Consider the following 25,372-nt stretch of genomic DNA (forward strand, 5'->3'; position numbering starts at 1 on the left):
TTTGTGTAAAAAGGAACAAAATGTTCCTTACAATTGATTACAAACTATTATACTTTGTATTTTCTTCTAAAACATTTTTCACATCGTATATTATATAATTTTCTTTTTTGAAGCTATCTAAGTTCATTTTCTTATACTGCTCATGAGCAACAGCTAACACTATAGCATCAAATTTTTCGTCTGGAGATTTTCTCGTAGACTTTAAATTATACTCTTCCTCAACTTCCTCTTCATCAGCCCAAGGATCAAAAATAGTTACATAGGTACCATAATCTTTTAAAGACTTAACTACATCTACTGCTTTTGTATTACGAACATCAGGGCAATTTTCTTTAAATGTAATACCCAAAACAAGAATTTTTGCTCCTTTGATTTTAATATCATTTTTAATCATTAGCTTAATTACCTCAGAAGCCACATATTCTCCCATACTATCATTTAACCTTCGACCTGCTAGTATTATTTCTGGATGATAACCATACTCTTGAGCTTTTTGAGCTAAATAATAAGGATCTACTCCTATACAATGTCCTCCTACTAAACCTGGTTTAAATGGTAAAAAATTCCATTTCGTTCCTGCAGCTTCCAATACATCATGAGTATTAATATCCATTAAATTAAAAATTTTTGCCAATTCATTAACAAAAGCAATATTAATATCCCTTTGTGAATTTTCAATAACCTTAGCTGCTTCTGCTACTTTAATTGTAGGTGCTAAATGAGTTCCTGCAGTAATTACCGATTTATATAATTTATCAATTTTCTTTCCTATTTCAATTGTTGAACCTGATGTTACTTTAAGTATTTTCTCTACAGTATGTTCTTTATCTCCTGGGTTTATTCTTTCTGGTGAATATCCTGCATAAAAATCCTGGTTAAATTTCAATCCTGAAACCTGTTCTAATACTGGAATACATTCTTCTTCTGTTGCTCCAGGATATACAGTAGATTCGTAAATAACTATGTCATCCTTTTTTAACACACTACCTACAGTTTCACTAGCTTTTATTAAAGGAGTTAATATTGGTCGGTTATTTTTATCAACTGGAGTTGGGACAGTAACTATATAGAAATCACAATCCTTGATATCTTCAGTAGATCTAGAACAATATAACCCTAACTCATTTGAATTCTCTTTCAACAAAACAGATTGTAAAATTTCATTTTCTACCTCTAATGTTGAGTCAACCCCAGACATTAACTCATCTATCCTTTCTTGATTTATATCAAAACCTACAACTGAATATTTAGTAGCAAATAATCTTGCTAAAGGTAATCCAACATAACCTAATCCTATAATTGCTATTTTTGGTTGTTTCATTTTTATAAATTTTCCCAATACCACTTTACAGATTCTTTTAAACCTTCTTGTAAAGAGAACTGTGGATTGTAATTTAGTTTTTCTTTTGCTTTATCAATACTTGCATGAGAATGGGGTATGTCCCCAACCCTATTTGGTCCGTAATTAACTTCAATACGATTTATTTTTTTATCAAATTCTGACAAATATTCTTTCAAATACCCTACTAAATCATTCAATGTATTTCTATCTCCAAAAGCTACATTATACACTGTATTAATTGCTTGTGGATTATCAGTAATTAATGATAAAATATTAGCTTGTATCACATTATCAATATATGTAAAATCTCTGGAAAACGAACCATCACCATTAATAGTTGGTGATTGTCCTTTCATTAATTGACTAACAAATTTAGGTATTACAGCTGCATAAGCTCCATTTGGATCTTGTTTCCTTCCAAAGACGTTAAAATAACGTAAACCTATTGTTTCTAACTCATATGTTTTAGAAAAAACATCTGCATATAACTCGTTAACATACTTTGTAACTGCATAAGGAGATAAAGGTTTTCCTATTTTATCTTCTATTTTTGGTAAAGCTTCAGAATCTCCATAAGTAGAAGAGCTTGCTGCATATACGAATCTTTTTACCCCTGCATCTCTAGATGCTACCAACATATTTAAAAACCCATTTATGTTAACATCATTTGAGGTTATAGGATCCTTTATTGAGCGAGGAACTGAACCTAATGCGGCTTGGTGTAAAACATAATCTACCTCCGCAACAGCCTTTTTACAGTCATCCAAAACTCTGATATCTCCCTTTAACAAAGTAAACTTATTATTCGTAAACAGATGTTCAATATTTTCTTTTTTTCCAGTAGCAAAATTATCTAGACAAACCACCTCATTATTTAACTCAAGAAGTTTCTCACATAGATTTGAACCTATAAATCCAGCTCCTCCAGTTACTAGTATTTTTTTCCCTTCAAGTTTACTTTCAATTACCATCTTTTATAAAAATTAATCATGGATTATTATTTCTTACCCACTCTATAATATTCTATTCCTCTTTTTTCTAAATCATTTTTCAAATACTGATTTCTTCCATCAAAAATAACAGGAAGCTTCAATCTTTCTATTATTTTATTAAAGTCTGGTGAACGAAACTCCTTCCATTCTGTTAATAAAACCATAGCATCTGCATCTTTCAAAGCCTCATATTTATTCTCAAAATACTCTACATTTCTCTCTCCTTTTAAATAAATTTCCTTTGCTTTTTTTAATGCTTTTGGATCATACACTCTTACTTGAGCTCCCATACGACACAGTTCTTTTACAATGTATATTGACGGTGCTTTTCTCATATCATCCGTTCCAGGTTTAAATGACAAACCCCAAACAGCAAAAGTATATTTAGATAAATCTCTACTAAACCTTGAAATTATTTTATTCAAAAAACACTTCTTTTGTTCTTCATTTACTTTTTCTACAGCACTTATTATCAAAGGTTCATACCCTTGATCTAAACTAACTTTTTTAATTGCAGAAATATCTTTAGGAAAACAAGTTCCTCCATACCCTATACCAGGGTAAATAAAACTATATCCGATCCTATTATCAGAACCTATTCCTAACCTTACATTACTAATATCAGCACCTACTTTTTCACAAATATTAGCCATTTCATTCATAAATGAAATCTTAGTTGCTAACATTGCATTTGCAGCATACTTAGTCATTTCAGCTGAGCGAACATCCATGGTTATAAATCGATCATGAGTTCTAAAAAAGGGGCTATACAACTCCTTCATTTTATTAAAGACTAATTCAGAATCTCCACCTATAACAACTCGATCTGGTTTCATAAAATCATTTATAGCATCTCCTTCTTTTAAAAACTCTGGATTTGAAACAATATCAAACTTAACACGTATTTTTCTTTTATCTAACTCTATCTTAATTGCTTCTCTAACTTTATCTGCTGTTCCTACAGGAACCGTTGATTTATTAACTACAATAAGTTGCTTTTCCAGAACTTCCCCAATCTTTTCTGCAACATCCATGACTCCTGTTAAATCAGCAGATCCATCTTTATCCATTGGTGTTCCAACTGCAATGAAAACAACTTCAACCTCATTAATAACCTCCTTTACATTCGTGGTAAAAATTAAGTTTCCACTTTCCAAGTTCTCAACAACCATTCTTTCAAGACCTGGCTCATATATTGGAACTTCTCCTTTGTTCAACCTATCAATCTTATCTTTATCAAGATCAACACAAAAAACCTTATTTCCCATTTCAGAAAAACAGGCTCCAGAGACCAAGCCTACATAACCCACTCCTACAATGGCTATATTCATTTATAAAATTATTTATCTTTGGATTTTAAACTTTCCTTTTGATGAACTTCTTTTCTTAGCCCACTACTTGAAAAGCGATGCTCTCTTTTATTGAAGTATAACTTTATCCCTTTTTTCTCGCAATAATCTCTACCTGTAAAACGCTTATTAGCATATTCATCTCCAATAATGCGAACATCAATATGAAACGAACGTAAAACATCTTCTAAGTCTTGCTCCGTTGCATAAGGAACTATTTCATCCACATATCTACATCCTTTTAACTGAATATATCTTTCCACTACAGATTGTACAGGTCTGTTTTTTTCTGGTCTATCCAAAGTCGGATCTGTTTGCAAACCACAAATCAAGTAATCACATTGACGCTTAGCTTCCTCCAACATCTTTATATGACCTGCATGTAATAAATCAAATGCACTAAATGTTATTCCTACTTTCATTTTCTCTTAATTTTTTGCTAGGCAAATATATATATCTTCTAATACAAAAAAGAATGTTTCTCTCCTAAATTTATAATTTCTTTATTCCTTATTTCGTGTACCATTTCAATAGACCTCCTTGCTTCACTTAATCCAAAACCTTTTCCGTTCAATATTTCTTTATAACTCTCTGTATGCAACTCCGTAAAACCACCACTAAACTCAACCTCCTCTCCATCAACAGTTATAGAACGATATGTTCTTTGACCTTTCAATCTAACTTCTACTGGCAGTGATTGTTCATTAATTGACAAAAACCAACGAACTCTTGCTTTTTCAAACTCTAAATACCCTGCAGATTTATCATTCTCTCTCAAATGTACAACATTCTCTTGAACATCACCAAAGACCCAAGACAACATATCATAAAAATGTATCCCTATATTTGTAGCAATACCTCCTGACTTACTTTCATCTCCCTTCCAAGAAACATGATACCATCCACCTCGTGAGGTTATATAAGTCAAATCAACATCATACTTTTCTTTTTTATTCTCTTTTTCAATTTTGTTTTTTAAAGCAATAATACTCGGATGCAACCTTAATTGTAAAATCGTATTAATTTTATTGCCCGATTCTTTTTCTATATCTTGAAGTGCATCAACATTCCATGGATTCAAAACCAACGGCTTTTCACATATCGCATCAGCACCTCTTCTCAAAGCCATTCTAATATGAGAATCATGTAAATAATTAGGCGTACAGATACTTACATAATCCAACTTTATATCTAGCTGTCTTTTTATCTTCTCGATATGTCGATCGAAACGTTCAAACTCTACAAAAAACTTAGTTTCTGGAAAATAACTATCCATCACCCCAACACTATCAAATTTATCAAGCGCTGCTATTAACTTATTATCGGTATCTTTTATTGCTTTCAAATGTCTTGGAGCTATATAACCAGCCACTCCAATCATTGCAAAATTCTTCATAAATAAAAAATTATCACCCCAAAACCAAACATCAACAGCCTCACTCCTACACAGGGAAAACTTTAGCCAACGAATTTACAAAAAATGAAATTCTCAAATTCTTTTTAAACAAAAAATCCTCATCAGGTATTGATGAGGATTTTTATTTGTGGGCGCGAAGGGATTCGAACCCCTGACTCTCCCGATTATAATCGGGATGCTCTGAACCAACTGAGCTACACCTGATTTATCAAAACCTCAATCTTCTTACTACTTTTCCATTTTTTTATTTCCCGCTCTCGAAAAAGCGCTTCAGATTTAGTCTGAAATTCTTCTTTGTAAACAACTCTCCAGTCTTTCGCTTTAGACGTATAACCTTTATGATTTGATAAATGTCTCTCTAAACGATTTTCAATATCTGAAGTGGACCCGATATAATATTTACCCAAATAATTTGAATACAGTATATACACGTAATATTTCATAGCTATATAAAATAAAAAAGCTACCCATAGAAAGGCAGCTTTTATTTCTGTGGGCGCGAAGGGATTCGAACCCCTGACCCCTTGGGTGTAAACCAAGTGCTCTGAACCAACTGAGCTACGCGCCCGTTTGCAATTAACTTTTCAAGGTTGTGGGCGCGAAGGGATTCGAACCCCTGACCCCTTGGGTGTAAACCAAGTGCTCTGAACCAACTGAGCTACGCGCCCTTGCTTGTTAATTGCGGATGCAAATATATAACTATTTTTAGAATTGACAACACTTTTTTTAAACTTTTTTTCATAAAATTTCAGCCACCACAAAAGTACTCCCTCCTATATATGCTATATCTTTATCTTTCAAATTAGCCTTCATTGACACAAAAGCCTCTTTTACAGAAGAAAAACCTCTACCTATCAATCCACATTCTTTTGCTTTCTCTTGTAACTCTTTTTCTGAAAGTCCTCTTGGAATTTTTGGCTTACAAAAATAATACGTTGCTTTTTTAGGAAACATTGGTAATACTTCTTCTAATTTTTTATCAGCAACTACACCTAAAACAATATGTAGATTTTCATATTTTTCTTCTTGTAATTGTTTTAGCGTATAAAAAAGTCCTTCTTTATTATGCGCTGTATCACAAATTATTTTTGGTGAATCTTGTAAAACTTGCCACCTTCCTTTTAAATTAGTATTCTTTACTACATTTAAAAAACCCCGTTCAATATCTGATTTTAAAATCACAAAGTCTTTTAGCTTACTTATCGCTTCAATGGCCGTTTTCATATTTTTCTCCTGATAAGCCCCCAACAAATCCGTTTTATACATTATATCACTTGCATCTGAAGCAAAAAAGATATCAGAATTACATTCTTTAGCTTTATCTAGAAAAACCTTTTCTGTTTCAGAATGTCGTTCACCTATGACAACTGGAACTTCTTTTTTTATAATGCCTGCTTTTTCAAAAGCTATTTCTGGCAACGTTTCTCCCAAAAACTGGGTATGATCTAGCCCTATATTAGTAATCACTGACACTTCAGGAGTTATAATATTTGTTGAATCTAATCTACCTCCTAGACCAACTTCTATAACCGCTATATCCACCTCCTCTATAGCAAACTCATTAAAAGCCAAACCGACAGTCATTTCAAAGAATGACAATTGTTGTTTTTCTAAAAAAACTTTATTTTTTTCAATAAAACTAACCACAGAATCTCTAGAGATCTCTTCTCCATTCACCCGAACTCTTTCTGTAAAATTTTTAAGATGTGGTGAAGTATACAAGCCTACTTTATAACCAGCTTCCTGTAATATTGATGCTATCATATGACTTGTAGACCCCTTTCCATTAGTGCCTCCTACATGAATTGATTTAAATTGCTTTTCAGGATTTCCCAAATGTTTAGATAACGCTAAAATATTGGTTAAATCTTTTTTGAATGCAGTTTTACCTTGACGTTGGTACATTGGTAGTTGTCCAAACATCCAATCTAATGTTTCTTGATAAGTCATTAACTGAATAAAAATTACTTGTTATTGTGATAAAGAAAACTTGTAGATAATTGTTCCTTTTTGTTTTGTTGGAGCATTCCCATCAGCATTCCATTTTGTTCTTAAAGCTGCTTCTTTGGCTGGTTTTAATAAACATGGAGCGGTATTTGTAGACCCTTTTACACCTGGAACTGCTTTTATAACCTTTCCATTTTTATCTACCTCTATACTTACAACCACAATTCCTTCTTCTTGACAATTTGGTTTTTTTATTGGTTTTGACAATGCTTTTCTTCCTGCCAAATTATAATTTCCTCCAGAACCACTTCCTGCATTTCCGTAATATTTAGAAGAATTAGGGTCGCCATTTTCATTTCCTTTAACTCCGCTTTTTTTGTCATCACCTTCTCCAGTATTAGCTCCATCTTTTGAGGTTCCATTAAGCAAACTATTCAAAGCGTCCGTTGTTGCTTTTGAAGGTTTTGGTTTTGGCTTCTTTTTAGGTTTTGTCTCTTTTTTTATTTCTTTTACTTCTTCTTTCTTTTCCTCGCTTTTCTCAATTACAGGAACATCTTTTGCTGTATCATCAGTTACCACTTCCTCTTTAATTGTTTCCGAAGGAGCTTCCTCAACTACTTCTTCTTCCACAACCTCTTCTACTTTCTCTGAAACCGATTGTTCTTTTGTTTTCTCCACAGGTTCTCCACTCCCTACTTCTGAATTTCCAAAATTAATTGCTAATCCATATTCTATTGGCGGATCCAAGTACTGCATCCCATAATTAAATATTCCAAACAATAACAACAACAATATTAATGCTGTTATAACTGCTGATTTCTTTTTATGTTTTGTATCTAAAATCGACATATTTACTTGCCTTTTACAGCCAATATCATTTTTAATTTATTTTTATTAGCAATATCTATCACCTTCATCACATTCTTATAAGGAACGTTTTGATCTCCTCTAATTACCACAGTTTTCTTTTTATCAGCTCCAACCCTCTTCAACAACTCGCTTTCTAAATTTCCTGAAGACACTTTCGACTTATCTAAATAGAAAGATGAATTTTTAGTAATTGTAACAGCCACTGAAGTATTGTTTTCTGTTTTTCCTCCTGCTTTAGGCAACAATACATCTATTGCACTAACTGTTACCAGTGTAGAAGTTAACATAAAAAATATCAATAACAGAAAAACTATATCTGTCATTGAAGACATATTAAAACTTGGATCTACTTTATTTCTACCTCTTAAATTCATTATACTGGTTCATTTAATAAATCTAAAAACTCAACCGACTTCGCCTCCATTTGATATACCACCTTATCTGTTCTTACCACCAAGTGGTTGTATGAAATATACGCTATAATACCAACAATTAATCCTGCAACCGTTGTAGTCATTGCTGTATACAATCCATCTGAAAGCATTTTTATATCAATCTGCCCTCCAGAATTAGCTATTTCATGAATTGCAACAATCATACCGATTACCGTTCCTAAAAAACCAATCATTGGTGCTGCACCAGCAATTGTTGCCAAAACACTTACATTTTTTTCTAATTGATATACTTCTAATTTCCCAGCATTCTCAATAGCTTTATTGATATCATCTAAAGGCTTCCCTATTCTAGAAATTCCTTTACCAATTAATCTTGCGGTTGGCGTATCTGTATTATCACATAATGCCCTAGCACTTTCTAGTTTCCCTTCCGTAATATTATCTTTAATTTGATTCATGAAGTTTTTATCTACTTTAGAAGCTGCTTTAATCGCAAAAAATCGTTCAAAATAAATATATAATGCTACTGCTAATAAAACAAATAACAGCGCTATAATTATTTGCCCTCCTACGCCTCCATCCATAATTAAATTATAGATTGACAATGTTTTTTCTTGTGACACCCCTTCTAACAACTCTTCTTGATCTTGAAAATATGCTAACATTAAATTAAATTTAGATAAATAACTAACGAATTAGTTCTTTTTTAATTGTTTAAAAAAATCCTGAACTTTTCAATTCAGGATTTAAAAATATAAAATAAATATGTTTTAAAATTTATGATAGGATTAATTTTACCATTAAATATCCTAAACCACCTAATACTATTGTATAAGGTAAAGCCATTTTTACCATTTTACCATAAGATAAATTAATTAATGGTGCTAAAGACGATGTTAATAAGAATAAAAATGCTGCTTGCCCATTTGGCGTTGCCACACTTGGTAAATTGGTTCCAGTATTGATAGCAATCGCTAGTTTCTCAAAATGCGCTCTATCAATAGCCCCACTTTTAAAGGCATTTTCTACTTCTCCAATATACACCGTTGCCACAAATACATTATCACTAATAGCCGATAAGAATCCGTTTGCTATGTAAAATAGACCAGGCTGAGAAGCAGGATCTTGTTTTAATGCCCAGTCAATTATTGGACTAAACAAATGTTGATCGTGAATCATTGCTACAATTACAAAAAACACCACTAATAACCCTGTAAAAGGTAATGCCTCTTCAAAAGCATGTCCTAATTGATGCTCATCAATAATCCCCATAAATGCAGTTTGTACAATAATTAAAGCTAAACCAATAAAACCAACAGGTGCAATATGTAATGCTAGTCCAGCAATTAAAAGCAACGCCGAAACTCCTTGTACTATTAAACCATATTTTTGCTTATCTGTTCGCTTTTTATCTTCTTCAATAGTATAACTTTCAATTATTTCCGCTGCTACCTTTGGTAATTTTGCACCAAAACCAAACCATCCGGTAGTTTCTAATACTGCAGTAGTCCCCAAACCTGCAAACAATACAGGTATCGTTATTGGTGCCATCTGCTTAAAGAATTCAATAAAATCCCATCCCATTCTCTCTCCAATCAAAAGGTTTTGTGGCTCCCCAACTAACGTACATACTCCTCCTAAGGCCGTACCTACAACTCCATGCATAATTAAACTTCTTAAAAAGCTACGAAATTGCTCTAATGTTTCCCCACTTAATTCCTTTCTATCTAATATACCATCATCATCGTAATCTTCAGAACTCGAATGAATTTTATGATAAACCCCATAAAAACCAACAGCTACACTTATTAATACTGCTGTTACAGTTAAAGCGTCTAAGAAAGCTGATAGCACTGCTGCTAAGAATACAAATAACAAAGACAGTACTAGTTTTGACTTTATTTTAGTAAACACCTTACTGAATACATACATCAACAAAGGCTTCATAAAATAAATACCAGCTACCATAAAGACCAACAACAATACTACTTCCAAGTTTTGATCTACTTCATTATAAGCGTTTTTAGGCGTAGTTAACCCCAAAGCTAAAGCCTCAATTGCCAATAATCCCCCTGATTGAAGCGGATAGCATTTAAGTGCCATGGCAAGTGTAAATATAAACTCCCCTATAAAAAGCCAAGCAGTTATTGTTTTCCCAAAAACAAAAAGAGAAAAAACATTAAATATTAAAAAACCAAGCATGGTCATTTTAAACCACTTAGGGCTATTACCCAAAAAATATTTAAACATAGTATTAAATTTGTAGCCTTCTTACATTAATTCTTTTAATGCTATCTCAAAGGCCGTTTCACTTATTTTAGTTTTTGAAGCGCTTTTTGCAAACGTTTTTTGTAACGCTTTTTTTATTATTCTTGATGTATCTTCAAAAATTGCTTCATCACTCATTTCTACTCTTCTTTCCATAAAATATGCAAATACTCTTGCCATTCCACAATTAGAAATAAAGTCTGGAATTAAACTCACCTTTTTATCAGTATCTTCCATAATAGACCCAAAGAATATTTCTTTATCAGCAAAAGGCACATTTGCCCCGCAAGAAATAACTTCTAAACCTGTATTAATCATTTGATTTATCTGCTCTTGTCTTACTAGTCTAGATGCAGCGCATGGAGCAAATATTTCACATGGTAAATTCCAAATACGTTCATTCATTTCTTCAAAAGGAATCATATTCTCAGCCACTAAAGTATTTCCATCTTTATTTAGGAAAAGTTGTTTTATTTCTTCAAAAGAAAAACCTTCTTCATTAATAACTCCTCCAACTCTATCAATAATCCCAACTACTTTAGCTCCCATCTGTGCCAAATAATATGCTGCAGCAGATCCAACATTCCCAAAACCTTGAACAATTGCTCTTTTTCCTGAAACACTGCCTCCATAAATATCATAATAGTGACGAACTGCTTCTGCTACACCATACCCAGTAATCATATCCGCTACCGTATACTTTTTTAAAACATCAGGTGATAAGTTTTTATCTTCAATTACTTTAATAACCCCATGCCTTAACTGCCCTATTCTATTAATCTTATCGGCCTCAGTTGGTTTAAAATGTCCATTAAAAACTCCTTCTTGCGGATGCCAAACACCACTATCTTCTGTTATTGGAATTACTTCATGAATTTCATCTACATTCAAGTCTCCACCAGTACCATAATAACTTTTCAATAGAGGAGCTACAGCTTTATACCATCTTTCTAACACTCCTTTTTTACGAGGATCGTGTGGATCAAAATTTATGCCAGATTTTGCACCTCCTATTGCTGGACCAGAAACTGTGAACTTCACCTCCATAGTTTTTGCTAAAGACATTACTTCGTACTTATCTAAACCTTTACGCATTCTAGTTCCTCCACCTGCTGCTCCTCCTCTTAAAGAGTTAATGACAGTCCATCCTTCAGCTTCAGTTTCGGAATCTTTCCAATTAAAAACTATTTCTGGTTGTTTTTCTTCGTATTTTTTTAATAATTCTTTCATTGTATATAAATTAATGTTCAACTTTATGATTTTCTATTCCATATTCTTTCTTACCATAAAAAATTAGTTCCCCAAAAGGGGAGTTAAAGCTGATTCATCTCTTTATATTTTTAGATTTTATTAATTCCACAAACTTACCATAAAAAAACATATCTTGAACATTATAAATTTGTTAAACCATGTTTTAAAGGTCATTAAAGTGGAGTTTAAAATTACCTTGTAATAAAACGGTTGCTAAAATACGATGGAAACTTTTTTATTCCAAAAAGTTTCCAGTTAATTTTAAGATTTTAACATTCCTTTAAATTAGGAGTAAATATTTCTCCTGAAGAATGATCTTTTGTTGCACCTGTTACTGAAGCCAAACAGTTAACCTTATTATGAACACGTAAAATTCCTAAAAAAGCAAATATGAGTGCTTCTTTATATTCTATAAGCTCTTTTTCTACAACTACTACCCTTTGTTTTGTGTAAAATTCAATACGTTCTATTAAATAGCTATTAAAAACACCTCCTCCAGTAAATAAAACTTTAGAGGGTATTTCTATGATAGTAGCTATTTGAATAGCCGCATGTTCTACAAACGTATTTAGTATTACTGGAATATCTTTTTCTAAAGTATCAATTAAAGGAAATATAGATTCTTGCACCCATTCCAATCCTAAAGACTTTGGTGGACTTTTACTGTAAAAAGGAATTTTATTCAGTCCTTCAAGTAATTTATTGTTTAATTTTCCTGATCTCGCTAACTGCCCACCATCATCGTAATCTAAATTTAATTTTCTTGTATAAAAATTCAAAACAATATTTACAGGGCAAATGTCAAATGCTAATCTGTAGTTTTCTTTTTCATAAGAAACATTAGCAAAACCTCCTAAGTTAACACAATAGTCATAAGAACTAAATAACATTTTATCACCTATAGGTACTAACGGAGCTCCTTGACCACCTAACTTTACATCTTGTGTCCTAAAATCACAAACTACTTTTTGTTTTGTTTTATTAGCTATAGTTTGACCATCTCCTATTTGTAATGTATATCCTTTTTCTGGTTGGTGTAAAATTGTATGTCCATGAGAAGCAATAAAATCTACCTTAAATATTTTATTGCTTTCAATAAAAGTGTTCAGAATATCTGCTAACAAAACACCATATGCTACATTTATATATGCTAACTTTTCTTTTGAATAAAAAATTGCTTCTTGTAACTCTTTTTTCCACTCCAATGTATATGGAATAGTCTCTGAAGCCAATATTTTAAAATTAGTGTAATTCTCATTCTTAAATCTAACATAAACTAAATCAACTCCATCTAATGAAGTTCCAGACATTAATCCGATAACATGCGTGTAATCTCCTATCATATTTGGTGAAAATAGAAAAATCTATTGAAAATTTAACATTAAAAAAGTATCTTTGGGAACATTTTTTACGAATTTAACAAATATATTAACGATAATGGATTTTAATCTTACAGAAGAGCATTTAATGATTCGTGATGCTGCACGTGATTTTGCACAAAACGAGTTATTACCAGGAGTTATTGAGAGAGACGAGAAACAAGAATTCCCTAACGAATTAGTTAGAAAAATGGGAGAATTAGGTTTCATGGGAATCATGGTAGATCCTAAATATGGAGGTAGCGGTATGGATAGTGTTTCTTACGTATTGATTATGGAAGAATTATCTAAAATAGATGCTTCGGCTTCTGTAATGGTATCTGTAAACAACTCATTAGTTTGTTATGGTTTAGAAGCCTATGGAACTGAAGAGCAAAAACAAAAATATTTAACCAAATTAGCTACTGGTGAACAAATTGGTGCTTTTTGCTTAAGTGAACCTGAAGCTGGTAGTGATGCTACTTCACAAGCTACTACTGCTGAAGATAAAGGTGATTACTACTTATTAAATGGTACTAAAAACTGGATAACTAACGGTGGTCGTGCTGGAGTTTATTTAGTAATAGCACAAACAGACAGAAGCAAAGGACATAGAGGAATTAATGCATTTATTGTTGAGCAAGGCATGGAAGGTTTCCACATTGGACCTAAAGAAGATAAATTAGGAATTCGTGGTTCTGATACGCATACATTACAATTTAATGATGTAAAAGTTCCCAAAGAAAACAGAATAGGTGAAGATGGGTTTGGATTTAAATTTGCTATGAAAACTTTATCAGGAGGACGCATTGGTATTGCTGCTCAAGCTTTAGGTATTGCGTCAGGAGCTTATGAACTAGCTTTAAAATATTCTAAAGAACGTAAGGCTTTCGGTACTGAAATCTGCAATCACCAAGCAATTGCATTTAAGTTAGCAGATATGTATACTGAAATTTCAGCTGCTCGCCACTTAGTAATGCAAGCCGCTTGCGAAAAAGATGCTGGTAAAAATTATGACCGTTCTGGTGCTATGGCTAAATTATACGCTTCTAAAGTAGCTATGGAACACACTGTTGAAGCTGTACAAATTCATGGAGGAAATGGTTTTGTAAAAGAATACCATGTAGAACGTTTAATGCGTGATGCAAAAATTACTCAGATTTATGAAGGTACTTCTGAAATACAGAAAATAGTAATCTCTAGAAGTCTTTTAAGAGACTAACAATTTTTAATATATACTTTTAAGGAATAGTTTTTCAAAAGTTAAATTTTAAAGTTGTGTTTTTATTAACATCAGTATGGTATGATGTTTGATAGCACAACCCTAACATTTAAAATTTAAAACATGAAAAAACTATTCTTTTTCTTTGTATTAATGATTGGAATCTTCGTAAACGCTCAAACAAATGAACCAGCTAACGCTCAACCTATTTTTCCTAATGACAATAGTGACGGAGCTAGCTTTACAATATCTGAAGATCTTAAATTACCTGACGGACAATTTAGCTTAGGTGCAAACTTTGGCCTTCCTCTTGGTGATACTAGTAACGTTTATTCTTATGCTTTAACGGCTGAAGCTAACTACTTATTTAATGTTTCTGATGATTTTAAAATTGGTCCTTCTGTAGCTTTCATTAATTATTCTGGCAAAACAGAAGGTAATAGTGGCTTTGGAGATGTTCAATTCCTTCCTGTTGCTGCTGCTGCAAGATTTAATCTTTCTGAAGAATTTGCTTTAGGAGCTGATGTAGGGTATGGTATTGGATTAAACACAGGAAATAAAGGCGGGTTTTATTATAGGCCTTTGCTAAGCTATGAATTTGCTGATAACATTGCTGTACAAGCAAGCTATAACGGAATTACAAATGATGGCAACAATATGTCTAACGTAGGCTTAGGTATTGTATTCAAGCTTTAAAAACTATTAAAACTTTAAAAAATGTTAAAGTCTACCTTTATTGGGTAGGCTTTTTTACTTTTATAGCATGGATACGTTTAAGAAATTAGAAAACCCCGTTTGGCATTCACTCTGTGAAACGCATGAAAAGTTTGCAATAACCTATAATAATGTAAAATTTTACCATCCAGATATATGTCCTTTTGGAGCGTTTACTCATTTTGAAGACACTCAACAGGCTATGTTAAAGTACGCTGAGTTAACTAAAGATTTTTTTATAGTTGGTGAAACACCTAAAAAACCAGCCTCTATTTTATTTGACAAAGCAGTTCCTTGTGAACAAATGGTTTTAGAAGCTTTAGCTGAACCTACTTACAGCCATACAATTGAAAAACTAACAGAAAACCACATACAAGAAATCTACGATTTAGTATGGTTAGTAATGCCTGGCTATTATAAAAAAAGAACTTTTGAAATGGGAGACTATTATGGTATTTTTATTGACAATAAGCTAGTAGCTATTACAGGTGAAAGGCTACAACTAAACGAATTTATAGAAGTAAGTGCAGTAGTAACGCACCCTAACTATACGAGAAGAGGTCTTGCGAAACAATTGGTAGCACATACTTGTAAAAAAATACTCGATAAAGGAAAAATACCTATACTTCATGTAGCCGATAAAAATGTTAGTGCTATAAAACTATATGAAAAATTAGGCTTTAAAAGTATTCGAAAAATGGTGTGGAGACATTATTTAGTAAAATAACCTTATAAAATATTCTAAAAATCAATTGGTATTACTCATTATTTTTAAACTCTATAGCATGTAAATGCAAACCAGATGCTGGTGCTATCGTTTTTAAAAATTCAATAGAAGTATCCGGATTCAATGAGTCTTTAATAAAATCTAAACTATAATTTCCTTTCCCTAGTTCAAATAAAGCGCCCATTATTAAACGTATTTGATTTCTTAAAAAACCTTCTCCTTTAACAATTAACACATAACTTTTATCTGGAAAAAAAGAAGCCGTAATTTCTTCATTTACTTCAATTTTACAATCTATAATTGTTCTTTCTACCTTTGTTTCTTCAGATGGTTTTGTACAATATCTTTTAAAGTTATGAAAACCCTTAAACAACTTAGCGCCTTCTTTCATTAAAGAAACATCCAAACTACCTAAAATTCCTGTTAAAAAAGGAGCACAATATGGATGGTTTTTCTCTCCAAAAGAGAAATAATAACGATACTCTTTAACTTTTGGTTGTTGAATAATATTAAAAGTAGGATCTTCAATCTTCTCAATAGTTTGTAAACGAATATCCGATGGTGAATTTATATTAAACAGCCTTTCAAAATCCTTTACATTTAAAACCTCATCTATAAACAACTGAAAAAAGTAACCTTCAGCAGAAACTTTGGCATCAGTTCTACCTACTCCAACAGACTTACATCGAATTCCCTTACATACAAACTTCAATGTTTTATCTAACGCCCAATGTACTGTTTTCAAATTAGGTTGTTTCTGCCATCCGTGAAAACGAAATCCTAAATACTGAATGTTTACTATATATTGATGTTGATATCCCATATTTATAATCTAAAAAGCGAAATTACTCTTTTTTAAACCAGTTACCCTTTCAAAACTAATTACATTATTCTTAAAAAAATTAACATAAAAATAATATTTCAACAACAAAACACTTAAAAACGGGTTTTACACCTATATTAAAAACACCAATATCAACTTTTTTTTAAGAAAAATGCATTTTTATTAAATCCTTACTTTTTAAACCTTTTTTTTACCAGATTAACTTTTGATAAGTGTTGTAAAACCCCAATTTATCATATCATCATTTTTACCTATACTTTTTTAACACGCTACTTCTTTCGAAAAGGTTTTCGAAGCCCCCAAACCTAGTAATCATTTGTTTTTTAAGGGTTTTTACATGAAATTTGAAGTGTCATTAATTCAAATACAAACACACTGTTTAGCTTAAAAAAAGACATATCATTCATTTTAAAAGTACTTGTAGTTAGCACTTTTCTAGTGCATGTTATTAAATATGTTTATAGCTATTTCAATTTGTGTCGTTCATTAATATCCTTTTTTGAAAAAACAATGACACATACATCTTCCAATTATATAACCATACATATAAGATCATTTACGAACCTAGTTTTGATACCCTTTAAAATTGATACATCATATCAATTTCGGATATACAACAACCCAATACCTATCCCTATAGACTCTTAATCAAAGAACTATTTTTTTAGGCAGTTATTATCAAAACTACTCCCATAATGGGAATTACTCCTGAAAACACGTAAGGTGTCTTCTTTAGAATTTTGGTTGCTAAATTTTAGTATCCATTCATAACATTTACAACACTTTTAAAACCTTTTTAATGAAGAAAATTGAAGCCATTATTAGAAAATCAAAATTTCATGAGGTAAAAGAAGCTCTACATGAGGTAGGCGTTAACTTCTTCTCGTATTGGGATGTAACTGGATTAGGTAATGAAAAGCAAGGGCATGTGTATAGAGGTATTTCTTACAGCACTAGCGACATTCAAAGAAGGTATTTATCCATAGTAGTAAATGATGAGTTTAAAGAAGCTACAATTAATGCTATACTATCATCTGGAGCTACTGGAAATGTGGGAGATGGAAAAATATTTGTTTCCAATATAGAAGAATGCTACAGAATTAGAACAGGGGAAAAAGGGAATGATACACTTAACTAACAAAATACTATTTATGGATATACTTTCTACCAATAATATATGGATGATGATTTGTACTGCATTAGTTTTTATAATGCATTTAGGCTTTACTTTTTTAGAAATAGGCTTAACGAGACAAAAGAATACTTTAAACATCTTATTTAAAAATATCTTTATCATTACTGTAGGCCTACTTCTCTATTGCTGTATTGGATTTAATTTTATGTATCCTGACTTTACAACTAACTCATATGGAATATTAGGTTTTGCTGGTTGGGGCTTACAAGCTCCTTTACAAAATGGTGTTTTAGATTTATCATACAACACTGGATACACGTATTGGACTGATTTCCTTTTCCAAGGCATGTTTGCTGCAACAGCCGCCACTATTGTTTCTGGAGCTGTGGCAGAACGTATGAAATTAAATGCTTTTATCATTTTTACCTTTATCTATGTTGGTTTCGTATATCCAATAGTTGGATCATGGAAATGGGGAGGTGGTTTTTTAGATAAAATGGAAACTCCTTTTTATGACTTTGCTGGTTCTACCTTAGTCCATTCAGTTGGCGGCTGGGCCGCTTTAATAGCTGTTTGGCTACTAGGAGCACGAATAGGAAAATTTAAAGACGGAAAATCTTATGCTATACCAGGACATAATATTCCATTAGCTACTGCTGGAGTACTTATATTATGGTTTGGTTGGTTTGGTTTTAATGGAGGATCTGTACTTTCTGCCGATCCTACTAAAACCTCATTAACCTTAGTTACCACTTGTTTGGCAGCAGCATCAGGCGGGGTTCTTGCATTCTTAAGTTCATCCATTGCTTATAGAAATTATGATCTTACTATGTTTTTAAACGGAATTTTAGGCGGATTAGTAGGAATTACCGCTGGTGCTGATCAAATGTCTCCAACTAATGCTATTATCATTGGAGCCATTTCTGGTACACTAGTGGTTATAGCCGTAAGTGCAATAGACAAATGGAAACTAGACGACCCTGTTGGCGCCATAGCCGTTCATTTAGTATGCGGTATCTGGGGAACGCTAGCGGTTGGTATTTTTGGTCAATTAGCTGGTTGGAGTCAGTTTTTATCACAATTAATAGGTGTATTCACCTATGCTATCACCTGTATCATTACTTCTTTTTTAATCATATATCCTTTGAAAAAAACAATTGGAATACGTGTAGCACCAAAAGAAGAATTAGAAGGACTGGACAAATCCGAGCATGGAATTAACGCCTATCCTGAATTTAGATTAAACGAATAACAAACAACGTAACATTAGCTAACATGAAGAATCAAGGACTTTATTTAAACGAGTTTGAAAGAGACAATTGTGGAGCTGGTTTTATTTGCAACCTTAACGGAAAAAAATCGAATTCCATTATACACAATGCACTTGAAATCTTAGTAAAACTTGAACATAGAGGAGCAGTAAGCTCTGATGGTAAAACTGGTGACGGAGCAGGAATTTTAATTGACATTCCGCACAACTTTTTTAAAAGAGTGTGTAACTTTGAAATACCAGAAGCAAACGAATATGCAGTTGGAATGGTTTTTCTTCCTAAAGGAAAAAACCAGCAACAATTTTGTATTAATACTTTTGAAAAGGAAATAAAAAAACAAGACTTACGTATTATTGGATGGCGAGAAGTTCCTGTTAACAATCGTTGTGTAGGTGAAATTGCAGCAAAATCTGAACCTACCATAAAACAGATTTTTATTGACAAGAACAACCAACAATTATCTGACTTAGCATTCAATGCTAAACTGTATGCTGCTAGAAAGATTAGTGAACATACTATTTACAACTCAAAACTTTCTGAAGCGAATTACTTCTATTTACCATCACTTTCCACTACTACCATTATTTATAAAGGATTATTAATTCCTGAAGATATTGGTGAGTATTATACAGACTTAAAAGAAAAAGACGTAGTAACTCGCTTAGCATTAGTGCACCAACGCTTTTCTACCAATACATTCCCTTCATGGGATTTAGCACAGCCTTTTCGCTATATGTGCCATAACGGAGAAATCAACACTTTAAAAGGTAATGTAAGTAGAATGCGCGCAAGGCAAGAGCTTATGAAGAGCCCTTTATTCAAAGACATGGATGAATTATTCCCTATTGTTCTTGAAGAAAAATCCGATTCTGCTTCTATGGACATGGCGTTAGAATTATTACTAATGACAGGACGCTCATTACCAGAAGTATTGATGATGATGGTTCCTGAAGCTTGGGAAAAAGACGAGTATATGTCTGAAGAAAAACGCGCTTTTTACGAGTATAATTCTTGTATAATGGAACCTTGGGACGGCCCTGCTTCTGTACCTTTTACTGATGGTAATTATATTGGTGCTGTATTGGATAGAAATGGGCTACGTCCATCAAGATATACGGTTACCAAAGATGGTTTTGTAATCATGGCTTCTGAAACTGGTGTCATAGAAGTTAATCCAAAAAATGTGGTGAAGCACGGTAGGTTAGAACCAGGGAAAATGTTTTTAGTGGATATGAATGCTGGACGCATTGTGGAAGATCAAGAGATAAAAAACGAAATTGTCTCTAAACATCCATATACTGAATGGGTAAAAGACCATGCATTGCCATTAGCCAAAGTACCATACACAAACAATCCACCCACAAAAGAGGAAACAGATTACGAAACCCGTTTACAAATTTTTGGTTACACCTTTGAAGATATTAGCACAGTAATAGCACCTATGGCTATTAAAGCTAAAGAAGCCATTGGTTCTATGGGAACCGATACACCTTTAGCCGTTTTATCAGACAAACCTCAACTTTTATACAACTACTTTAAACAACTATTTGCGCAAGTTACCAATCCGCCTTTAGATGGAATTAGAGAGGAAATAATTACTGATATCAGCCTAGCTATTGGAGGAGATAGAAACATTTTTGATATCGCTGCAGAACAATCTAAAAAGTTACGCATTCAAAATCCAGTTATTTCTAATACTGATTTAGATAAAATAAAACATATTAACCACCCAGACTTTCAAACCAAATCTATTTCAATTCTATATAAATACAAAAAAGGGGTTAATGGATTGGAAGCTGCTTTAGACAATATGTTAATTGAAGCAGAGAAAGCACTAGATAAAGGTACTAACATTATCATTCTTTCAGATAGAGGTGTTACTAAAAAGAAAGCACCAATTCCAGCTTTACTCGCCTGCTCTTATTTACACCATGCCATGTATAAGAAAGGGAAACGCTCTAAATTTGGCATTGTCATTGAAACTGCCGAAGCTAGAGAACCACACCATTTTGCTACCCTATTTGGGTATGGAGCAAGTGCCATTAATCCTTATTTAGTAAATGAAATTATTGGTCAAGAGGTACGTCAAGGCAATATTAAAAAGTGCAGTGAAGAAGAAGCTATTGAAAACTACAACACTGCTATTGGAAAAGGACTTTTAAAAATAATGAACAAGATAGGTATCTCTACCTTACATTCATACAGAGCTTCTCAAATATTTGAAATCTTAGGATTAAAAAAGTCTTTTTGTACTAAGTATTTCCCAAATACACCTTCTCGTATTGGTGGCATAGGACTCTATGTGTTAGAAAAAGACATTGTTACTCGCCATAAAAAAGCTTTCCCAGAACAAAACATTGACGCACAACTATCATTACCTATGGGTGGCGAGTACAGATGGAGAAGAAATGGTGAAAAACATCTTTTTAACCCTAACAGTATTGCCAAACTTCAACAAGCCGTAAGAAGTAACAGTAAAGAAACGTATAAAAATTACGCTAAGCAAATTAATGAGCAAAGCAAGAGCTTAATGACTATTAGAGGCTTGCTAGAGTTTAATAATTTAGATCCTATACCTATTGACGAAGTAGAACCTTGGACAGAAATTGTAAAACGCTTTAAAACCGGAGCTATGTCTTTTGGTTCTATTAGTAAAGAAGCACATGAAAACCTTGCTATTGCCATGAATAGAATTGGTGGAAAAAGTAATTCTGGCGAAGGTGGTGAAGATATTGAACGCTTTAAACCTTTAGATAACGGCGATTCTAAAAGTAGTGCTATTAAACAAGTTGCCTCTGGACGTTTTGGAGTATCAAGTAATTATTTAACCAATGCCAAAGAGATACAAATTAAAATGGCACAAGGTGCTAAACCTGGTGAAGGTGGACAATTACCTGGTGAAAAAGTATTTCCTTGGATTGCTAAGGTTAGAAACTCAACGCCTTTTGTAGGGCTTATTTCTCCACCTCCACATCATGATATTTATTCTATTGAAGATTTAGCTCAGCTTATTTATGATTTAAAAAATGCCAATCGTCAAGCTAGAGTTAATGTAAAATTAGTATCAAAAGTAGGAGTTGGTACCATTGCCGCAGGGGTTGCCAAAGCAAAAGCAGATGTAATCCTTGTTTCAGGGTTTGACGGAGGTACTGGTGCCTCGCCTCTTACCTCTTTAAAACACGCGGGATTACCTTGGGAATTAGGAATTGCAGAAGCGCAACAAACCTTAGTCCTAAATAATTTAAGAAGTAGGGTTGTATTGGAATGTGATGGACAATTGAAAACAGGAAGAGATGTTGCCATTGCCGCCTTATTAGGTGCAGAAGAATTTGGTTTTGCCACTGCTCCTTTAGTTGCTTCTGGGTGTATTATGATGCGTGCTTGCCATTTAAACACCTGTCCTGTTGGAATTGCTACGCAAGATCCTGAGCTTCGAAAAAACTTCAAAGGAACTCCAGAGCATGTCATTAATTTTATGTATTTCGTAGCAGAAGAACTTCGTGAAATCATGGCGCAATTAGGTTATAGAACCTTAACTGAAATGATTGGTCAAACGCACAAGTTAAACGTTAAAAAAGCCATTACTCATTACAAAGCTAAGGGGTTAGATTTATCTAGCATTTTATACCAACCACAAAACAACACCTCATCATTATACAATACCGAAAAGCAAAACCATCAGCTAGAAAATGTATTGGATATGAAAATATTTTCGGAAGCAAAAATGGCTATTCAAAATAAAGTACCATTAAGTTTTGCTTATAAAATCAAAAACACGGATCGTACTGTGGGAGCCATCTTATCTAATGAAATTTCTAAAATTCATGGTGAAGATGGGTTACCTGAAGACACGCTTAATTTAAACTTTACAGGAGCTGCAGGTCAAAGTTTTGGCGCTTTTGCTACCAAGGGACTTACACTTACCGTTGAAGGCGAAACAAATGACTACTTAGGAAAAGGACTTTCTGGAGGAAAAATTATTATAAAAAAACCAAGTACTGCAAGCTTTAAAGCACATAAAAGCATTATTACGGGTAATGTTACCTTATATGGAGCTATTACCGGTGAGGTTTATATTAACGGAATAGCAGGAGAACGTTTTGCTGTTAGAAATTCTGGAGCTACAGCAGTAGTTGAAGGCGTTGGTGACCATGGTTGTGAATACATGACTGGAGGTAAAGTAATTGTTTTAGGTGAAACGGGCAAAAACTTTGGTGCTGGTATGAGTGGTGGTATTGCTTTTATTTATGATAAAAATGACACTTTTAAAAACAAGAACTGCAACCTTGAAATGGTTGACTTAGAGACTTTGACTGCTGAAGATAAAGCGGAGCTAAATACACTTATTAAAAATCATCTAAAATACACAGACAGCGCATTAGCTAAAACCATTTTAGACAATTGGCAAAGTGAGGTTAATAACTTTACTAAAGTATACCCTAAAGAATACAAAAAAGCTTTAGAAAAAATAGCAGTAGAACAACAACAACTAACAGCATAAATTATGGGACAAATAGGAGGATTTAAAATCTATAAAAGAATAAACGAAAAACAACAGGAGGTAAAAAACAGAGTACAAAACTATGACGAGTTTACGATTCCATTAAACCAAGGAACCCTAAAGGAACAAGGCTCTAGATGCATGAACTGCGGGGTTCCATTTTGTCATAGTGGATGCCCTTTGGGTAATTTAATTCCTGATTTTAATGAGATGGTACATAGAGGTGAATGGAAAAAAGCCTTACACATACTACATGCCACTAATAACTTTCCTGAATTTACAGGAAGATTATGCCCTGCACCTTGTGAAAAAGCATGTGTACTAGGAATTATTGACGAGCCTGTATCTATTGAGAATATTGAAAAATATATTGTTGAAAAAGGGTTTTCTGAAGGGTGGATTTTTCCGAAACCACCTAAAGAAAGAACTGGAAAAACAGTAGCTGTTGTAGGCTCTGGCCCTGCTGGTTTGGCTGCTGCACAGCAACTCAATCGAGCGGGTCATACCGTAACTGTTTTTGAGAGAGAGGATGCCATTGGTGGGTTACTACGTTATGGCATTCCTAATTTTAAACTAGAAAAAAGTATTATTGATAGACGCGTTGGTATTTTAGAGGCTGAAGGTATTATTTTTAAAACCAACACAAATGTAGGTGTTAATTATAGCGTAGATAAGTTAAAGGAATTTGATGCTGTGGTACTCTGCGGAGGTGCTACTGTACCTAGAAGCTTACCTATTAAAGGTATTGATGGAAAAGGAGTTCACCAAGCAATGGATTACTTAACCGAACAAACCAAAAACCTATTTAGTCAAGAACAAACCAAAAACATTATTGCTAAAGATAAGCACGTGATTGTTATTGGTGGTGGTGATACTGGTTCTGATTGTGTTGGAACCGCTAATCGTCAAGGAGCTAAGTCAGTAACTAATTTTGAAATTATGCCGAAGCCTCCACATCACAGAAGTAAATCTACCCCTTGGCCTTACTGGCCTTTACAGCTAAAAACAAGCACTTCACATGAGGAAGGCTGTGATAGAAACTGGTTGATTAATACGAAAGAGTTTATTGTAGACAACAACAACCAATTAACAGCTATTAAAACAGTTGAAGTAGAATGGAAAACCGTTCCTGGGGAAAGACCTCAACTTATTGAAAAGCCTTGTACAGAAAAAGTATGGCCGTGCGATTTGGTATTGCTTTCTCTAGGTTTTTTAGGCCCTGAAAAAACATTAGCAGAAAAACTAGGGCTTGAAGTAGATGCTCGTAGTAACTACAAAGCTACTAATGACTACCAAACTAATATACCTAATATTTTTACTGCTGGTGACATGCGTAGAGGACAATCTTTAATTGTTTGGGCTATTTCTGAAGGCAGAGAAGCTGCTAAAGCTGTAAATACCTACTTAACTCAAAACGATTTATTACCAAGTAAAGGAGAAGGTAATTTATTAAGAGCGTAATACAATAAAGTCTCCCAAAAGTTAAAAAGGTCGTTTTACCTAATGGTAAGCGACCTTTTGTTTTTATTTTTATATAATATCGGCTGTTTTTCATGAGATTACTTCACTTCGTAAACTACGTTCGTAATGACGGAAATGAACAAAATCCTATAACGTCATTGCGATGGAGTGAAAATGGAAGAAGCAATCTCTTAATCGCTTACTCTAAACTAAAGATTACTTCACTCCGTAAACTGCGTTCGTAATGACGGAAATGAACAAAATTCTAAAACATCATTGCGATGGAGTGAGAACGGAAGAAGCAATCT

General features: G+C 33.2%; 21 protein-coding genes and 3 tRNA genes. 7 read left to right on the forward strand and 17 right to left on the reverse strand.

Features of this window, described 5'->3' with window-relative positions:
* Positions 1-37: 37 nt before the first annotated feature.
* The 16 genes from ABNT65_RS11530 to ABNT65_RS11605 all read right to left on the reverse strand — a co-directional run bounded on the left by ABNT65_RS11530 (position 38) and on the right by ABNT65_RS11605 (position 13,174).
* Positions 38-1,321, reverse strand: a complete 1,284-nt coding sequence (locus ABNT65_RS11530) for a nucleotide sugar dehydrogenase (RefSeq protein WP_348745907.1) — start codon at positions 1,319-1,321, stop codon at positions 38-40.
* 2 nt (positions 1,322-1,323) lie between these two features.
* On the reverse strand, positions 1,324-2,313 hold the full coding sequence (locus tag ABNT65_RS11535) for an SDR family oxidoreductase (RefSeq protein ID WP_348745908.1): 990 nt from the start codon (positions 2,311-2,313) through the stop codon (positions 1,324-1,326).
* Between the two features lie 26 nt (positions 2,314-2,339).
* Positions 2,340-3,665 carry a UDP-glucose/GDP-mannose dehydrogenase family protein gene (locus tag ABNT65_RS11540; protein WP_348745909.1) on the reverse strand — a complete coding sequence of 442 codons (1,326 nt, stop codon included), beginning with the start codon at positions 3,663-3,665 and terminating at the stop codon, positions 2,340-2,342.
* Positions 3,666-3,673: 8 nt separating this feature from the next.
* Entirely contained in the window at positions 3,674-4,105 is a 432-nt protein-coding gene (locus ABNT65_RS11545; RefSeq protein ID WP_348706957.1) for an adenylyltransferase/cytidyltransferase family protein, read from the reverse strand.
* A 38-nt stretch (positions 4,106-4,143) separates the two neighbouring features.
* Entirely contained in the window at positions 4,144-5,079 is a 936-nt protein-coding gene (locus ABNT65_RS11550; RefSeq protein WP_348745910.1) for a Gfo/Idh/MocA family oxidoreductase, read from the reverse strand.
* A gap of 149 nt (positions 5,080-5,228) precedes the next feature.
* A tRNA-Ile gene (locus ABNT65_RS11555) sits at positions 5,229-5,300 on the reverse strand.
* Positions 5,295-5,543 (reverse strand): GIY-YIG nuclease family protein, encoded by a 249-nt coding sequence (locus tag ABNT65_RS11560; protein WP_348737681.1) that lies wholly within the window; start codon positions 5,541-5,543, stop codon positions 5,295-5,297. Before ABNT65_RS11560 ends, ABNT65_RS11555 begins: the two co-directional genes overlap by 6 nt.
* A 50-nt stretch (positions 5,544-5,593) precedes the next feature.
* Positions 5,594-5,668: transfer RNA gene (locus ABNT65_RS11565), tRNA-Val, on the reverse strand.
* Between the two features lie 25 nt (positions 5,669-5,693).
* Positions 5,694-5,768: transfer RNA gene (locus tag ABNT65_RS11570), tRNA-Val, on the reverse strand.
* 70 nt (positions 5,769-5,838) lie between these two features.
* Positions 5,839-7,050: a folylpolyglutamate synthase/dihydrofolate synthase family protein gene (locus ABNT65_RS11575; protein WP_348737679.1), complete on the reverse strand. Its 1,212-nt coding sequence runs from the start codon at positions 7,048-7,050 to the stop codon at positions 5,839-5,841.
* Positions 7,051-7,071: 21 nt separating this feature from the next.
* Positions 7,072-7,896, reverse strand: a complete 825-nt coding sequence (locus ABNT65_RS11580; RefSeq protein WP_348737678.1) for an energy transducer TonB — start codon at positions 7,894-7,896, stop codon at positions 7,072-7,074.
* Between the two features lie 2 nt (positions 7,897-7,898).
* Complete coding sequence (locus tag ABNT65_RS11585) at positions 7,899-8,291, reverse strand: biopolymer transporter ExbD (RefSeq protein WP_348706962.1); 393 nt, start codon at positions 8,289-8,291, stop codon at positions 7,899-7,901.
* Positions 8,291-8,977, reverse strand: coding sequence for a MotA/TolQ/ExbB proton channel family protein (locus tag ABNT65_RS11590; protein WP_348737676.1), 687 nt, complete (start codon positions 8,975-8,977; stop codon positions 8,291-8,293). The genes ABNT65_RS11585 and ABNT65_RS11590 overlap by 1 nt, the downstream gene beginning before the upstream one ends.
* Before the next feature lie 112 nt (positions 8,978-9,089).
* Entirely contained in the window at positions 9,090-10,562 is a 1,473-nt protein-coding gene (gene nhaB / locus ABNT65_RS11595) for a sodium/proton antiporter NhaB (protein ID WP_348745911.1), read from the reverse strand.
* Between the two features lie 21 nt (positions 10,563-10,583).
* Positions 10,584-11,810, reverse strand: a complete 1,227-nt coding sequence (locus ABNT65_RS11600) for a Glu/Leu/Phe/Val dehydrogenase dimerization domain-containing protein (RefSeq protein WP_348706965.1) — start codon at positions 11,808-11,810, stop codon at positions 10,584-10,586.
* A gap of 290 nt (positions 11,811-12,100) precedes the next feature.
* Entirely contained in the window at positions 12,101-13,174 is a 1,074-nt protein-coding gene (locus ABNT65_RS11605) for an anhydro-N-acetylmuramic acid kinase (RefSeq protein ID WP_348745912.1), read from the reverse strand.
* A 94-nt stretch (positions 13,175-13,268) separates the two neighbouring features.
* On the opposite strand from ABNT65_RS11605, the gene ABNT65_RS11610 reads away from it, so the two are divergent.
* From ABNT65_RS11610 to ABNT65_RS11620, 3 genes are all read left to right on the forward strand, one after another.
* Positions 13,269-14,411, forward strand: a complete 1,143-nt coding sequence (locus ABNT65_RS11610; protein WP_348707113.1) for an acyl-CoA dehydrogenase — start codon at positions 13,269-13,271, stop codon at positions 14,409-14,411.
* 123 nt (positions 14,412-14,534) lie between these two features.
* Positions 14,535-15,107 (forward strand): hypothetical protein, encoded by a 573-nt coding sequence (locus ABNT65_RS11615; protein WP_348745913.1) that lies wholly within the window; start codon positions 14,535-14,537, stop codon positions 15,105-15,107.
* Between the two features lie 67 nt (positions 15,108-15,174).
* A complete protein-coding gene (locus ABNT65_RS11620) occupies positions 15,175-15,852 on the forward strand; it encodes a GNAT family N-acetyltransferase (protein WP_348745914.1) in 678 nt (225 codons plus the stop codon).
* A 31-nt stretch (positions 15,853-15,883) separates the two neighbouring features.
* Here ABNT65_RS11620 and ABNT65_RS11625 read toward each other — a convergent pair whose 3' ends face one another.
* On the reverse strand, positions 15,884-16,675 hold the full coding sequence (locus ABNT65_RS11625) for a tRNA pseudouridine(38-40) synthase TruA (protein ID WP_348706969.1): 792 nt from the start codon (positions 16,673-16,675) through the stop codon (positions 15,884-15,886).
* Positions 16,676-17,495: 820 nt separating this feature from the next.
* On the opposite strand from ABNT65_RS11625, the gene ABNT65_RS11630 reads away from it, so the two are divergent.
* Genes ABNT65_RS11630 through ABNT65_RS11645 form a run of 4 tightly spaced genes read left to right on the forward strand, consistent with a single transcriptional unit; the run spans position 17,496 to position 25,064 of the window.
* Positions 17,496-17,834: a P-II family nitrogen regulator gene (locus tag ABNT65_RS11630; RefSeq protein WP_348706970.1), complete on the forward strand. Its 339-nt coding sequence runs from the start codon at positions 17,496-17,498 to the stop codon at positions 17,832-17,834.
* A 13-nt stretch (positions 17,835-17,847) separates the two neighbouring features.
* Entirely contained in the window at positions 17,848-19,083 is a 1,236-nt protein-coding gene (locus ABNT65_RS11635; protein WP_348745915.1) for an ammonium transporter, read from the forward strand.
* A gap of 23 nt (positions 19,084-19,106) precedes the next feature.
* Positions 19,107-23,603, forward strand: coding sequence for a glutamate synthase large subunit (gltB, locus tag ABNT65_RS11640; protein ID WP_348745916.1), 4,497 nt, complete (start codon positions 19,107-19,109; stop codon positions 23,601-23,603).
* Between the two features lie 3 nt (positions 23,604-23,606).
* Positions 23,607-25,064: a glutamate synthase subunit beta gene (locus ABNT65_RS11645; RefSeq protein ID WP_348745917.1), complete on the forward strand. Its 1,458-nt coding sequence runs from the start codon at positions 23,607-23,609 to the stop codon at positions 25,062-25,064.
* The last annotated feature ends 308 nt before the right edge of the window (positions 25,065-25,372 follow it).

The sequence above is a fragment of the Tenacibaculum sp. 190524A02b genome, from assembly GCF_964036645.1.
GTDB lineage: Bacteria > Bacteroidota > Bacteroidia > Flavobacteriales > Flavobacteriaceae > Polaribacter > Polaribacter vairaonense.

What these genes read in the sequence shown, in the direction of transcription:
- ABNT65_RS11530 (WP_348745907.1), bottom strand. Translation starts at nt 1,321, where the DNA reads ATGAAACAACCAAAAATAGCAATTATAGGATTAGGTTATGTTGGATTA.
- ABNT65_RS11535 (WP_348745908.1), bottom strand. Translation starts at nt 2,313, where the DNA reads ATGGTAATTGAAAGTAAACTTGAAGGGAAAAAAATACTAGTAACTGGA.
- ABNT65_RS11540 (WP_348745909.1), bottom strand. Translation starts at nt 3,665, where the DNA reads ATGAATATAGCCATTGTAGGAGTGGGTTATGTAGGCTTGGTCTCTGGA.
- ABNT65_RS11545 (WP_348706957.1), bottom strand. Translation starts at nt 4,105, where the DNA reads ATGAAAGTAGGAATAACATTTAGTGCATTTGATTTATTACATGCAGGT.
- ABNT65_RS11550 (WP_348745910.1), bottom strand. Translation starts at nt 5,079, where the DNA reads ATGAAGAATTTTGCAATGATTGGAGTGGCTGGTTATATAGCTCCAAGA.
- ABNT65_RS11560 (WP_348737681.1), bottom strand. Translation starts at nt 5,543, where the DNA reads ATGAAATATTACGTGTATATACTGTATTCAAATTATTTGGGTAAATAT.
- ABNT65_RS11575 (WP_348737679.1), bottom strand. Translation starts at nt 7,050, where the DNA reads ATGACTTATCAAGAAACATTAGATTGGATGTTTGGACAACTACCAATG.
- ABNT65_RS11580 (WP_348737678.1), bottom strand. Translation starts at nt 7,896, where the DNA reads ATGTCGATTTTAGATACAAAACATAAAAAGAAATCAGCAGTTATAACA.
- ABNT65_RS11585 (WP_348706962.1), bottom strand. Translation starts at nt 8,291, where the DNA reads ATGAATTTAAGAGGTAGAAATAAAGTAGATCCAAGTTTTAATATGTCT.
- ABNT65_RS11590 (WP_348737676.1), bottom strand. Translation starts at nt 8,977, where the DNA reads ATGTTAGCATATTTTCAAGATCAAGAAGAGTTGTTAGAAGGGGTGTCA.
- nhaB (WP_348745911.1), bottom strand. Translation starts at nt 10,562, where the DNA reads ATGTTTAAATATTTTTTGGGTAATAGCCCTAAGTGGTTTAAAATGACC.
- ABNT65_RS11600 (WP_348706965.1), bottom strand. Translation starts at nt 11,810, where the DNA reads ATGAAAGAATTATTAAAAAAATACGAAGAAAAACAACCAGAAATAGTT.
- ABNT65_RS11605 (WP_348745912.1), bottom strand. Translation starts at nt 13,174, where the DNA reads ATGATAGGAGATTACACGCATGTTATCGGATTAATGTCTGGAACTTCA.
- ABNT65_RS11610 (WP_348707113.1), top strand. Translation starts at nt 13,269, where the DNA reads ATGGATTTTAATCTTACAGAAGAGCATTTAATGATTCGTGATGCTGCA.
- ABNT65_RS11615 (WP_348745913.1), top strand. Translation starts at nt 14,535, where the DNA reads ATGAAAAAACTATTCTTTTTCTTTGTATTAATGATTGGAATCTTCGTA.
- ABNT65_RS11620 (WP_348745914.1), top strand. Translation starts at nt 15,175, where the DNA reads ATGGATACGTTTAAGAAATTAGAAAACCCCGTTTGGCATTCACTCTGT.
- ABNT65_RS11625 (WP_348706969.1), bottom strand. Translation starts at nt 16,675, where the DNA reads ATGGGATATCAACATCAATATATAGTAAACATTCAGTATTTAGGATTT.
- ABNT65_RS11630 (WP_348706970.1), top strand. Translation starts at nt 17,496, where the DNA reads ATGAAGAAAATTGAAGCCATTATTAGAAAATCAAAATTTCATGAGGTA.
- ABNT65_RS11635 (WP_348745915.1), top strand. Translation starts at nt 17,848, where the DNA reads ATGGATATACTTTCTACCAATAATATATGGATGATGATTTGTACTGCA.
- gltB (WP_348745916.1), top strand. Translation starts at nt 19,107, where the DNA reads ATGAAGAATCAAGGACTTTATTTAAACGAGTTTGAAAGAGACAATTGT.
- ABNT65_RS11645 (WP_348745917.1), top strand. Translation starts at nt 23,607, where the DNA reads ATGGGACAAATAGGAGGATTTAAAATCTATAAAAGAATAAACGAAAAA.